General features: G+C 70.4%; 9 protein-coding genes. 7 read left to right on the forward strand and 2 right to left on the reverse strand.

The genetic code is table 11. From position 1 onward, the window contains the following. Positions 1 to 152: 152 nt before the first annotated feature. The 6 genes from hmpA (at position 153) to ACRY_RS19620 (ending at position 9,691) form a co-directional block, all read left to right on the forward strand. Positions 153 to 1,382 (forward strand): NO-inducible flavohemoprotein, encoded by a 1,230-nt coding sequence (gene hmpA, locus ACRY_RS05745; RefSeq protein WP_011941675.1) that lies wholly within the window; start codon positions 153 to 155, stop codon positions 1,380 to 1,382. Between the two features lie 94 nt (positions 1,383 to 1,476). Then, a complete protein-coding gene (locus ACRY_RS05750; RefSeq protein ID WP_007422917.1) occupies positions 1,477 to 2,445 on the forward strand; it encodes a cyclase family protein in 969 nt (322 codons plus the stop codon). A 10-nt stretch (positions 2,446 to 2,455) separates the two neighbouring features. Further along, a complete protein-coding gene (locus tag ACRY_RS05755; RefSeq protein ID WP_011941676.1) occupies positions 2,456 to 4,102 on the forward strand; it encodes a class I adenylate-forming enzyme family protein in 1,647 nt (548 codons plus the stop codon). 68 nt (positions 4,103 to 4,170) lie between these two features. Further along, the gene (locus ACRY_RS05760; RefSeq protein ID WP_011941677.1) at positions 4,171 to 8,682 is read left to right on the forward strand and encodes a Hint domain-containing protein; all 4,512 of its coding nucleotides are present in this window, start codon (positions 4,171 to 4,173) and stop codon (positions 8,680 to 8,682) included. Between the two features lie 168 nt (positions 8,683 to 8,850). Beyond that, a complete protein-coding gene (gene rpsD / locus ACRY_RS05765) occupies positions 8,851 to 9,465 on the forward strand; it encodes a 30S ribosomal protein S4 (RefSeq protein ID WP_007423933.1) in 615 nt (204 codons plus the stop codon). 82 nt (positions 9,466 to 9,547) lie between these two features. Continuing rightward, positions 9,548 to 9,691 carry a hypothetical protein gene (locus ACRY_RS19620; protein WP_154653534.1) on the forward strand — a complete coding sequence of 48 codons (144 nt, stop codon included), beginning with the start codon at positions 9,548 to 9,550 and terminating at the stop codon, positions 9,689 to 9,691. Between the two features lie 69 nt (positions 9,692 to 9,760). Here the strand turns inward: ACRY_RS19620 and panB are convergent, their stop codons facing one another. Together panB and ACRY_RS05775 are read right to left on the reverse strand one after the other, a co-directional pair. Continuing rightward, on the reverse strand, positions 9,761 to 10,573 hold the full coding sequence (gene panB, locus ACRY_RS05770) for a 3-methyl-2-oxobutanoate hydroxymethyltransferase (RefSeq protein WP_011941678.1): 813 nt from the start codon (positions 10,571 to 10,573) through the stop codon (positions 9,761 to 9,763). A gap of 38 nt (positions 10,574 to 10,611) precedes the next feature. After that, the gene (locus tag ACRY_RS05775) at positions 10,612 to 11,235 is read right to left on the reverse strand and encodes a carbonic anhydrase (RefSeq protein WP_007423931.1); all 624 of its coding nucleotides are present in this window, start codon (positions 11,233 to 11,235) and stop codon (positions 10,612 to 10,614) included. Between the two features lie 378 nt (positions 11,236 to 11,613). On the opposite strand from ACRY_RS05775, the gene ACRY_RS05780 reads away from it, so the two are divergent. After that, positions 11,614 to 12,456: a helix-turn-helix transcriptional regulator gene (locus tag ACRY_RS05780; RefSeq protein ID WP_043509084.1), complete on the forward strand. Its 843-nt coding sequence runs from the start codon at positions 11,614 to 11,616 to the stop codon at positions 12,454 to 12,456. The last annotated feature ends 46 nt before the right edge of the window (positions 12,457 to 12,502 follow it).

The raw sequence follows: 12,502 nt of genomic DNA on the forward strand, positions 1-12,502 counted from the left end.
TCACGCGCGGGCCGGCCTGTCGAGGCCGGGTCGCGCATGGGTGGTTCTCAAAACAGGTATTGGTAATACCGAATTCGGTTCCGCATAAAACCTGCACCGAAAATACACCTTTAATACGGTAACCATCCTCCGGCTGCAGAAAGAGATTGCCCATGCCCGCTCCGCTTTCCGACCGCACGATCGCCCTGATCAAGGCCACGGTGCCCGCGCTCGACCAGCACGGCCTTGCCATTACCCGCCGGATGTACGAGCTGATGTTTCGCAACCCGGCGATCGCCGAGCTGTTCAACCAGTCGCATCAGGATGCGGCCGGCGCGCAGCCGAAGGCGCTGGCCGGCGCCGTGCTGGCCTATGCGCGGCATATCGACAATCTCGCGCCGATGGCCGGCGCGGTCGAGCGGATCGCGCAGAAGCATGTCGCGCTGAACATCCTGCCCGAGCATTATCCGCATGTGGCGACCGCGCTGCTCGCCGCGATCGGCGACGTGCTGGGCGATGCCGCGAGCGACGAGATCCTCGCCGCCTGGGGCGAGGCCTACTGGTTCCTCGCCGAGCTGCTGATCGGCCGCGAGGCCGCGATCTATCGCGATCTCGCCGCCGCGCCGGGCGGCTGGAACGGCTGGCGGGATTTCGCGGTCGAGGAGGTCGTGGAAGAAAGCAGCGTCATTCGGTCGTTCACGCTGGTGCCGGCCGATGGCGGGACGGTGGTGCGCCATTGCCCCGGCCAGTATCTCGGCTTCGCCTTCGACCTGCCGGGCACCGGCAAGCAGCGGCGCAATTATTCGATTTCCTGCGCGCCGAACGACCGTGCCTATCGCATCAGCGTCAAGCGCGAGAAGATGGGTCGGATCTCCAACTGGCTGCACGATCACGCCGTGCCCGGCACCATCCTGCGCGTGGCCGCGCCGGCGGGCGACTTCTTCCTCGATCCCGCGTCGACGGCACCGGTCGCCCTGGTCAGCGGCGGCGTCGGCCTCACGCCGATGGTCAGCATGCTGGAGACCATCGTGGCGGCGTCGCCGGAGCGGCCGACCTTCTGGGTGCATGGCGCGCTGAACGGCCGCGTCCACGCCATGCGCGAGCATGTCCGCGCGCTGGAGGCGCGGGCGCCCGGCGTCTCGACCGCGACGTTCTACGCCGAGCCCGCCGAGGAGGACCGGCCGGGCATCGACTACGATCGCGAAGGGCTCGTCACCGCCGCCTTCCTGCACGCGCACGTGCCGGCGGACACGGTGTTCCATGTCTGCGGTCCGAAGCCCTTCATGCGCGCGGTGATCGGCGGGCTCGCCGGGCTCGGCGTGCCGGAAGAGCGGCTGCGCTTCGAGTTCTTCGGCCCGGCGGACGAACATCCGGCCGCGGTGTTCCAGACGGAAACAGCCTGAGCCCGGCAGTCTCGCTGCCTCTTGTGCCGCCCGGATGCGCGTTGCAGGATGCGCCCGGGCGGCAACGATCCGCCCCATCATGGAGGAAACGAAGATGGCCGGATCACTGCGCGCCGAGATTCCCGTCACCGAACTGCTGAAGGACGATCCGAAGAACTGGGGCCGCTGGGGGCCGGACGACGAGGTCGGCGGCCTCAACTTTCTCACCAGCCAGGAGGTGCTGCGCGGCGTGCAGTCGGTGAAGCAGGGCAAGACCTTCACCCTGCAGATCCAGATGTGCCACCCCAAGGGCGACCCGGTCTGGCCCGGCCGCAAGGACCCGGTGCGGATCAACGTGATGGACAAGGGCCATTACATGTGCGGCAAGGGGCCGGTCTTCCCCGGCCACGCCGAATACGCCGACGACGTGCTGTTCATGTATCTCCAGGGCTCGACGCAGTATGACGCGCTCGGCCATGTCTGGTGCGACGACACGCTCTACAACGGCTATGACGCGCGCACCACCGCGGGCGGCATGACCAAGGCCAGCGTGCTGCCGATCGCCGAGCGCGGCATCGTCGGCCGCGGCATCCTGATCGACATGGCCCGCCATCGCGGCAAGCCCTGGCTGGAACGCGCCGAGACCTTCACCCACGAAGACCTCATGGCGGCGGCCGAGAAGCAGGGCACGAAGATCGAGAAGCACGACATCCTGATCATCCGCACCGGCTGGATCGGCTCCTACTACAAGCGCGAGAAGGACGAGTTCTACAAGGATTTCATGGAGCCGGGCCTGACCTACTCGAAGGAACTGGTGAAATGGTTCCACGAGATGGAGATTCCCAATCTCGTCACCGACACGATCGCCAACGAGATCACCGCAGACCCGGTCTCCGGCGTGGTGCTGCCGCTGCACAACGCGCTGATGCGCAATCTCGGCGTCACCTTCACCGAGATCGCCGCCCTCGACGACCTCGCCGATGATTGCGCGAAGGACGGGCAGTGGACCTTCCTCTACACCGCCGCACCGCTCAAGGTCGTCAACGGCACCGGCGCGCCGGTGAACCCCGTCGTGATCAAGTAAGGACGCCTGGATGAGCATCTACGACGAGAAACCCTGGCTCGCGCTCTACGACGCGGGCCAGCCCGCCGAGATCGTGCCCGAGTTCACCGATGCGCTGGCGATGTTCCGCGCCGCCGTGGCGCGGGCGCCGCAGGCGCCGGCCATTCTCTATTTCGACGGCCGGATCAGCTATGCCGAGCTCGACCGGCTGAGCGACGGTCTGGCCGGCTATCTCGCGGCGCACGGCTTCGGCGCGGGCGACCGGCTGGCGGTCTATCTGCAGAACGTGCCGCAATTCGTCATCGCCATTCTCGGCGCCTGGAAGGCGGGGGGAATCGCGGTGGCGGTGAACCCGATGAACCGGGCGCGGGAGATCGGCATCCTGTTCGCCGACTGCACGCCGAAGGCGGTCGTCTGCCACGACACCACCTTCGAGGAGACGGTGGGCGCGCTGGAGCCGGGCCTGCGGCCGCAGATCGTGCTGACCACCTCGGCGCTCGCCTTCCAGACCCGCAACGACAGGCGCCTCTTCGCCGCGACGCGGCGCGTGGCCTGCGCCGGCACGGTCGATTTCGAGGCGGCGATCGCGGCGGGCGGGGCGCTGCCGCCGGCGCCATCCTACAAGCCGGACGACATCGCCTTCCTCGTCTACACCTCGGGGACGACCGGCGTGCCCAAGGGGGCGATGAACACCCACGGCAACGTCACCTTCAACGCCCAGACCTATCGCGACTGGATCGGGCTGGGCGAGGGCGCGCCGATCCTCGGCATCGCGCCTTTGTTCCACATCACCGGGCTGATCGGCCATATCGCCGCCGCCTTCATCACCGCCTCCCCGCTGATCCTCGCCTATCGCTTCGAGCCGGGCGTGATGCTCGACGCGATCGAGGAACACAAGGCGGCCTTCACCATCGGCGCCATCACCGCCTTCATCGCGATGATGAACCATCCGGACGCGGCCCCCGCCAAGCTCGCCTCGATGACCAGGATCTACTCCGGCGGCGCGCCGATTCCGCCCAGCGTGGTCACCGCCTTCCGCGAGACGTTCGGCCATTACATCCATAACGGATACGGGCTGACCGAGACCAACTCGCCCACGCATGTGGTGCCGCTCTCGCGCGAGGCGCCGGTCGATCCGGCCTCGGGCGCGCTGTCGATCGGGGTGCCGGCCTACAACACCATCTCCTGGATCTGCGACGACGAGGGGCGGGAACTGCCGGTGGGCGAGGTCGGCGAGATCGTCAGCCAGGGGCCGATGATCGTGCCGGGCTACTGGAACAAGCCGGACAAGACCGCCGAGGCGATCCGCAACGGCCGGTTCCATACCGGCGATGTCGGCTTCATGGACAAGGACGGCTGGTTCTACCTGGTCGACCGCAAGAAGGACATGATCAACGCCGCCGGCTACAAGGTCTGGCCGCGCGAGGTGGAGGACGTGCTCTATACCCATCCCGCCGTGCGCGAGGCGGCGGTGGTGGGTGTCGCCGACTCCTATCGCGGCGAGACGGTGAAGGCCGTGATCAGCCTGCGGCCCGGCACCAGCGCGACACAGGAGGAGATCATCGCCTTCTGCAAGGAGCGCATGGCCGCCTACAAATATCCCCGCACGGTGGAGATCATCGACGACCTGCCCAAGACCGTGACCGGCAAGATCCTGCGCCGGGAACTTCGCGGTTAAGGCGAAATTCCCCGGTTGAACTACTTTAGGTAGAATAATATCATGCCGCCCTTACCTTGGAGGGCGGCATGTCGGGCACGTTCCAGATTATCGGGCCGGATGCGATCGGGCTGATCGACGGGTTGGCGCTGTCCTCGGTTGCGGGCGTGCCGCCTTGCGGCTTCACGCTGGGCGGGCTGGCGGCGGGGGCCCCGGCGAGCGTCACCCTGTCAGGTGCCTACGCATTTTCCGCCAGCAGCGCGGGCGGGGCGACGGTTGCGCTGGGCAGCAACGCGATCACCATCAGCGGCACCGCAACGCAGGTGAACGATGCGCTGGCGAGCCTCGCCATCGGCGCCTCGGCGAGCGGGACCGGCACGCTCGGCGTCAGCGCCACCAGCGGCGGGACGACGCTGGCGACGACCATCGCGGTACAGGCCCTTGCCGATTCGCCGCCCGCCTTCGTCGCGCCGCCGGCGAGTCTGCCGCTCACCGCCGGCGTTGCGCAGACGCTCGGCCTCGCCATCGCCGACGATCCGGCCGCGCTGCTGGCGGGCTTCGGGCTGGCCGCCGAGACGCTCGCGGTCAGCCTGATCGCGAGTTCGGGGGCGCTGCTGCTCGATGTCGCCGCCCATAACGATGTCGGCGTTGCCGGGAACGGCACCGGCACGCTGGTGCTCACCGCCGCGTCCGGCGATCTCGCCGGCCTGCGCGCCGCGCTCGACGCGGTGCGGCTCGATGCCACCGCGGCCGGCACGCTCGAATACGTTCTCCGCCAGACCGGCGGCCCGCTGCCCGATGCCGTCACCTCCGGCAGCCTGAGCTTCTCCGTCACCGGTTCGGCGGCGACGGGCGGCGAAAGCTGGAACGGCGGCAACGGCGACTGGCAGACCGCGGCGGACTGGTCCGGCGCACAGGTGCCGGGACCGGGGACCGACATCACGATCGGCAACGGCGCGGTGCTCGGCGGATACGGTCTCGGCGCGGTGCTCGACGTGGCGGCCGGCGCGTCGGTCGCGCTCGCGGGGGCGTTCGGCGTTGCGGTGGCGACGCTCGCCAGCGGTGCGACGGCCGCGATCGGCGGCGCGTTGTCAATCGCCGGCGGGCTTTCGCTCGACTCCTCCACCCTCGTCGTCGGCGCGGCGGGCGCGCTGGAGGCCGCCGGCGTCACGCTGTCCTCCGGCGCGGCGCTGGCGGCGTTCGGCGCGCTGTCGATCGACGGGCTCGATGCCGCGGGCGCGGCGCTGCTGCCGGGTGGCGGCACGCTAAGCGGGCCGATCGGCATTCCTGGCGGCGGCGTGGTCGATTTCGCCGGCACGCTCGAGGCCGACGGCGCGGCGCCGAACACCGGGTACAATGCCATCTCGCTTGCCGCCGGCGGCACGCTCGAGGGCGCGGGCCTGCTGATGGCCGGCAATTTCAGCGAGGCGGAAACCATCGTCGGCCCGGGCACGATTCTCGCCCTCGGCCCGGCGCCGCTCAGCATCGCCGCCGGCAGCATCGGCGGTTCGATCGATCTCGCCATCGCGCCGGGGGCGGTGCTGGAGCTCGGCGCCGTGCAGCCGCTCTACGGCGTGTTCAACGCCACGCCGGTCACCGTCGGCGCCGATGCCACGATCAGCTTCGCGCCGGGCGCCAGCGCGGGGCAGGACGGCACCGGGTATGCCAGCACCCTGGGCGAGCAGGGCGGCGTCCTCGTGCTCGACGACCCGACGGATTTCGCCGCCACGCTCGCCGGCTTCCGCCCCGGCGACCGCATCGCCTTTCCCACCCTCACCAACCTGTCGGTCTTCAATGTGTCCCCGACTTCGTTCGAGGTGGCCGGCGTCGTCATCGGCAATACCGCGCAGAGCGAGATCGTCACCATCCATGCCAGCCTGGCCGCCGGCGTGTCGCCGGTGGTGGAGACGGATTCGGCCGGCGATCAGGTGATCGGCCTGCGGGCGAGCAGCGCCGCGCTCACCCTGAACGACGTGCCGGCCGCCGGCGCCTCGATCGAGGCGGTGAACGGCATCGCCACGCCGATCATCGGCCTCGGCCTGCTGGTGCCGAGCGACGGCTCCGCCGGGCTGCAACTGACCGTCAGCGCGAGCCATGGGCAGATCGCCACCGGTGGCGGCGCGGCCGTGGGGTCGCTGGTGCTCTCGGCCGCCAATGCGCTCGACCTGAACGCGGAACTCGCGGCGCTCGACTATACCGCGCCGGCGGGCGGCACGGGCGATGTGCTGAACTTCACCGGCGGCACCGGGCTCGCCGGGCTGAGTGCCGCGATCGGCATCGCGATCGCCCCCGCCGGCACGCTCGACTTCACCGGCGCCAATGGCGGCCTGTTCAATGCCGGGTCGTCGTGGCAGGGCGGCGCGCCGCCGGCCAATGGCGATGTCGCGCTGCTCGGCCCCCATGCCGGCGCGCCGCTGCTGGTCGAGGGGCCGGGGGTCGCCGGCACCGTGTCGGTTGCCGGAGCCTATGATTTCGCCGGCACGTTCGATCTGCCCGCGAGCGGCGCCGCGCTCGATATCGGCGCCGGCGGCTTCGCCCTGTTCGACGCCAATGCGGCGGCGACGCTCGGCGGCGGCGCGCTGGTCGGCGACGCGCAGGGGACTGGCACCCTGGGCATCGCCGGCACTCTCGATGCGGCGGGAACGATCGATGTCGGCGGCGCGGCAGTATCGGGCAATGACGTCCTTGAGGTGACCGGCAGCCTCGCCGCCGCCGGGCTTGCCCTCGGCACCGCTGCCCCCGGCACGTTCGAGCTGGGTGGCACGGCATCCTTCGGCGCTTCGGCGCTGGGCACCGGCGCCCTGCTGCGCGAAGCCGGCACCGCCTCGCTCGCGCTGGGCAGCCTCACGCTCGCCGGCGGCATCGTCTCGCTCGGCAACGCGGCGAGCCTGTCGCTCGGCCCGGCGACGATCACCGCGGGCGATCTCGCGCTCGCGGATGCGAGCCGCCTGGCCGGCACCGGCGGAATCGACCTCGCGGGCGGCACGTTGAGCATCGGCGGACTGGCGGCGGCGTCGTTCGGCGCTGGCGGATTCCGGCTGGGCGGCGGCGGGGCGCTGCTGCTCGATGGCACGCTGGCGGCCGGCAGCCTGGCGGAGTCGGGGCGTGCGGCGCTGGATGGCGGCACGCTCTCGCTCGCCGGCAGCGCCTCGCTCGCCGCGGGGGCGACGCTGGCCCTGGCCCAGGGCGCATTGCGGGCGGCCTCGCTGACGATCGGTTCCGGCGCCGAACTCTCGGGCTACGGGCTGATCGGCACGTTCGGCGCGCCCGGCCTCATCCCGATCGACGCCGCCGGCGCGCTCGCCGCGTCGGGCGGCACGCTGGTGCTCGGCGGCGCGCTCGCCGGCGGCGCGACCATCGATCCCGGCGCGGCGCTCGACCTCGCCGGCCCGGCCACGGGCGGCACCGTCTCCTTCGCCGGCGCCGACGGCATCCTGACGATCAACGACGTCGCCGCCATGGCCGATCCGGTGGTGAACATGGCATCCGGCGACGCGATCGACCTGATCGGCGTCGCCCCCTCTCTGGTCAGCTACGCCGGCGGCACGCTCGCGGTGAGCGGGCGCGGCGGGTTCGGCCTCGCCGAGGCCGCGGGGCAGGCGGCGATCGCCATCGCCGCGGATGGGTACGGCGGCAGTTATGTCACCGTCGGCGGCGCCATGCCCTGCTTCGCCCGTGGCACCAGGCTGCTGACGGCGGAGGGCTACCGCCCGGTCGAGACCCTGCGGCCCGGCGACCGGCTGGTCACCGAGGACGGCACGGCGGAGCCGGTCGTCTGGATCGGCTGGCGCAGCATCGACCTGTCGCGCGATCCCGCCGCCGCGCTGCTGCATCCGGTCGTCATCACGCCCGGCGCGTTCGGGCCCTGCATGCCGTCGCATCCTCTCACCCTCTCGCCGCTGCATGCGGTGTATGCCGATGGCGTGCTGGTGCCGGCGACGCTGCTGGTCAATGAGGCGACCATCCTGCACGACTCCTCACGCTTCGCCGTGACCTATTATCATGTCGAACTGGCCCGGCACGCGGTGATCCGGGCGGAGAACCTGCCCTGCGAGACCTATCGCGACGATGGCAACCGCGACCGCTTCGCCGCCGCCCTCGGCCTGCCGGGCGCGCCGGCGGACTCGTGCCGGCCGGTCGTCACCACCGGCCCGGCGCTGCGCCGGGTGCGCGCGCGGCTGCATCGCCGCGCCCTCGAACTCGACTACCAGATCGTCCACGGCGCCGTGGTCGAGGCGCTGGTGGAGGATGACGCGCCGCCGGTGCAGCCGCGCCGGGGTGCGGGGCGGCTCGACTTCACGCTGCCGGCGCCGGCAGCGAGGCTGGTGCTGCGCGCGCGCGTCTCGCGGCCCGCCTATACCGATCCCGCGTCGGAGGACCGGCGGCGGCTCGGCATCTGCGCCGCCGCGCTGGAAGCCGACGGCGTGCGCCTGCCGGTCTGGCACGGTGCGGGCTGGTACCGCCCGGACGAGGGCGATCGCGGGATGTGGAGCGGCGGGACCGCGGAACTGCTGCTCGACCGCCCGGCACGGCGGATCAGCCTCGATCTTGTCGGCAGCGTGCCGCGCTGGGTGCGGGACCCGGCGGCGCTCGCGCTCTGAGCCGCCGCGGATTTGACATTCGGTGGCCGCCTCTCTATGCGGACCGGCATGGCCGGGAACGTGGACGCACCTTCGGGGTGCGCGCCCGTTCCGTCGCGCATGCGCGGCGGAACCTACCGGTGCAACATCAGCGGCACGTCCGCGTCAACAAGAAGGAGTGCGGCACGCATGACCAAGCGTACCGAAAGCAAGTACAAGATCAACCGCCGCCTTGGCGTGAATCTCTGGGGCCGGCCGAAATCCCCGATCAACAAGCGCGAATACGGCCCCGGCCAGCATGGCCAGCGCCGCAAGAAGCCGTCCGACTTCGGCGTGCAGCTGATGGCGAAGCAGAAGCTTCGCGGCTATTACGGCAATATCAGCGAGAAGCAGTTCTACAAGTATTACGAGGAGGCGGTGCGCCGCCGGGGCGACACCTCCGAGAACCTGATCGAGCTGCTCGAGCGCCGGCTCGATGCGGTGGTCTATCGCATGAAGTTCGCGATCACCCCGTTCGCCGCGCGCCAGTTCGTCAGCCACGGCCACGTTCTCGTCAACGGCCGCCGCGTCAACATCTCGTCGTACCAGGTGCGTGACGGCGATGTCGTCGAGGTGCGCGAGAAGTCGAAGCAGCTCGCCATGGTGCTCGACTCGGTGCAGAGCGCCGAGCGCGACGTGCCGGAATATATCGAGGTCGACCACCGCGCGATGAAGGGCACCTTCGCCCGCGCGCCGAAGCTGGCCGACGTTCCCTATCCGGTGCAGATGGAACCCAACCTGGTCGTCGAGTTCTACTCGCGCTGACCCTGCTTCCGGTTTGAAGTCTCGGGGCCTATATCCGCATCGGGTATGGGCCCCGTTTCGTTTTGGCACAAGGAGAGGCGGCATGAACACGACGAAGCGCATCATCGGCCTGGCCCTCGCGCTGGCGCTGGCCGGCAGCCTGGCCGGCTGCGGCCTGTTCGGGTCCGGCGGCGGCGCGGCGGGTTCCGGCAAGACCTATATCGAGATCCCGCAGCAGGGCCGCTGAACCGGCCGCCAATCGCCCGGTTCCGCTCCTGCCCGCCGGATCGGAGGATCCCGGCCGGCTGTTCGAGGCCTATTCGGCGGGCGGGAAGATGCCGGTGCGGACCTCTTCGGCATAGGCGCCGATCGCCTCGCGCACCATCCGCGCCCCGTCGGCATACACCTTGGCGAAGCCCGGAACATAGCCGCCGGTCAGCCCCAGCACGTCGTGCATCACCAGGATCTGCGCGTCGGTCCCGTTGCCGGCGCCGATGCCGATGGTGGGCACGCGCACCCGCCTGGTGATCTCGGCCCCGAGTCCGGCCGGGATCGCTTCCATCAGCACCATCCGCGCGCCGGCCTCGGCGAGGGCGGCGGCGTCCTCGATCATTCGCGCCGCCGCGTCCTCGGTCTTGCCCTGCTTGCGGAAGCCGCCGAGCTGGCGGACATGCTGCGGCGTCAGGCCGATATGCGCGCAGACGGGCACGGCGCGGGCGGAAAGGAAGCCGACGGTCTCGACCATCGCCGCCCCGCCCTCGAGCTTGACGATGTCCGCCCCCGCCTTGAGCAACTGGGCGGCGCTCGCGAAGGCCTGGGCAGGGCCGGCCTCGAAACTGCCGAAGGGCAGGTCGGCCATGATCAGGCAGGCGGGCGCGCCGCGCGCGACCATGCCGGTGTGATAGACCATCTGCTCCAGCGTCACCCGCAGCGTGTCGCGCTCGCCCTGGACGGTCATTCCCAGCGAATCGCCGATCAGGATGCCGTCGATCCCGGCGGCCTCGGCGAGTTTCGCGAACGGATAATCATAGGCGGTGATCAGCGCGCGGCGCTCGCCGTTGCGCTTCGCGCGTTCCCACGATCCGATCGATTTGCGGTCGGCCTTCCGATCTGCCGTTTCCATCGCCATGCCTTTCTGTGCTGGGGCGTGCCTGCGCGCGCTCGGGCTCAGCCCGCGCCCTCGGTGATCAGCCGCTCGCCCTCCGCCGTCACCTCGCGCAGCGTGCCGCTCGGAACGTCGAAATAGAAGCCATAGACGCCGAGTTCGCCCGCGTTGTGCGCGGAGGCGATCCAGGGGAAGGTCATGAGATTCTCGAGCGAGACCCGCACGCTTTCGATTTCGGCGCGGCGGGCGGCTTCCACCGGGTCATCGGCGAAGCGCACGGCGCGCTTGCGGGCGGGTTCGGCGATCCGCACCCAGTTCGCCACGAAGTCGCGCGCCTCGGGCGGGGGTTCGTGCAGCAGCGCCGCGATGCCGCCGCAGGAGGAATGGCCGATCACCGCGATGCGCCGCACCCGCAGCACCCGCACCGCGAATTCCAGCGCCGCCGAGGTGCCGTGATTGGCGGTGTCCGGCGCGTAGGGCGGCACCAGATTGGCGATATTGCGCACCGTGAACACGTCGCCGGGGGCGCAGTCGAAGATCATCTCCGGCGCGACGCGGGAATCGCAGCAGGCGATCGCCAGCGTGTGCGGCTTCTGCCCGTCGCGCGCCAGGGCCTCCAGGGTTTCCCGCTGCGCCGGCCAGCGCGCCGCGCGGAACCGCCGATACCCTGCCAGAAGCTCTTCCATCCGGGCCCCTCCTCAAGACAGCGTTCCGCTTATCATCCATGCCGCGCTGCGGCAAACATCGTCTCATATCATGACGCGGCGGGGCCGCCTTCGCCGTCCCGACGGAAAGACGCCTGGTCCTGGACGGCCCATCATCGACCGGTTTTCCCCATCTGCGTTCGCGGCTCTCCGAAATGGCGTCTGCACCTCATCGACACCCCGGCGGATCGCACCCTGGCAGATCGGGGGCCGCATCCGCTGCGGACATCGCGGACCGCTGGCGTCATCGCGTCGCGCCGTTGACAGGCGAGGGGCGATCGAGAAACTGGCGCGCGTGAAACTTTCATCATGGCCCATGATCGGTTGCGGTCGCGGCGCCCGTTTCGAGGAGGGCTGAACGTGTCGCGTGCGCTGCGGATCGCCCATGGCGACTTTGGCCGGGTCGCCTTGCTCGACATGGACCGCAGCCTGGTGCGCCATGCCCATCCGCATTGCCACGTCCTGCTCAAGCTGGGCGGCGACGACACGAGGTTCGCGGTCGGTTCGAGCCTGGCGCCGCTGACCGATGACCTTGCCGTGCTGGTGAACGCCTGGGAGCCGCATGCCTATGTGCACGATCCATCGCGGCGCAATGCGCTGATTCTGGCGCTGTATATCGACCCGTCCTGGCTCCGGCTGGTGCAGGCGGACCGGATCGCGCCGGGAGCGCCGGGATTTTTCCCCGCCTCGGCGGGCCGCATCGATGCCGGCATCCGCCGGCTGGCCCACGATCTCGCCGACGCGATGGTCGACCCGACGATGCAGGCGGCGGCGCGCGAGGCCCTGCTCTCCGAGTTGATGATTCGCGTCGTCGCGCGCTTCGGGTCCTTGCGGGACCGGCGGGCGATGCTGATCGAGGCGGCCGGCCGCGCCTCGATCGACCATCGGGTGCGCCGCTCGATCGACGCGATGAGGGCGGATCCTGGCGGCGTGCCGGGCATGGAGCGGATGGCCCGGGAGGCCGGCCTGTCGCGCGCGCATTTCTTCCGGCTGTTCGAGCGCTCGACCGGCGTGACGCCGCTGGTCTTCCTCAACATGCTGCGGGTCGAGCGCGCGGTCGCCGCCGTGATGAAGGCGGATGAGAGCCTCGCCGGGATCGGCGAGCGCCTCGGCTTCGGCGCGCCCGCGCAATTCAGCCGCTTTTTCCGCGACCATGTCAGCGTCGCGCCGCGAGAGTTCCGCGCCGTGCTCCGCTCCGCCTGACGGCCGATTTTGAGATGATTTGCAAAGTCGCGTGACGCGATGCGGT

Origin of the sequence: Acidiphilium cryptum JF-5 (assembly GCF_000016725.1) — a bacterium.
GTDB lineage: Bacteria > Pseudomonadota > Alphaproteobacteria > Acetobacterales > Acetobacteraceae > Acidiphilium > Acidiphilium multivorum.

Excerpts from the sequence above, each read along its gene's own strand:
- panB (WP_011941678.1), bottom strand. The coding sequence starts at position 10,573 with ATGGCGATGGAAACGGCAGATCGGAAGGCCGACCGCAAATCGATCGGA.
- hmpA (WP_011941675.1), top strand. The coding sequence starts at position 153 with ATGCCCGCTCCGCTTTCCGACCGCACGATCGCCCTGATCAAGGCCACG.
- rpsD (WP_007423933.1), top strand. The coding sequence starts at position 8,851 with ATGACCAAGCGTACCGAAAGCAAGTACAAGATCAACCGCCGCCTTGGC.
- ACRY_RS19620 (WP_154653534.1), top strand. The coding sequence starts at position 9,548 with ATGAACACGACGAAGCGCATCATCGGCCTGGCCCTCGCGCTGGCGCTG.
- ACRY_RS05750 (WP_007422917.1), top strand. The coding sequence starts at position 1,477 with ATGGCCGGATCACTGCGCGCCGAGATTCCCGTCACCGAACTGCTGAAG.
- ACRY_RS05760 (WP_011941677.1), top strand. The coding sequence starts at position 4,171 with ATGTCGGGCACGTTCCAGATTATCGGGCCGGATGCGATCGGGCTGATC.
- ACRY_RS05755 (WP_011941676.1), top strand. The coding sequence starts at position 2,456 with ATGAGCATCTACGACGAGAAACCCTGGCTCGCGCTCTACGACGCGGGC.
- ACRY_RS05775 (WP_007423931.1), bottom strand. The coding sequence starts at position 11,235 with ATGGAAGAGCTTCTGGCAGGGTATCGGCGGTTCCGCGCGGCGCGCTGG.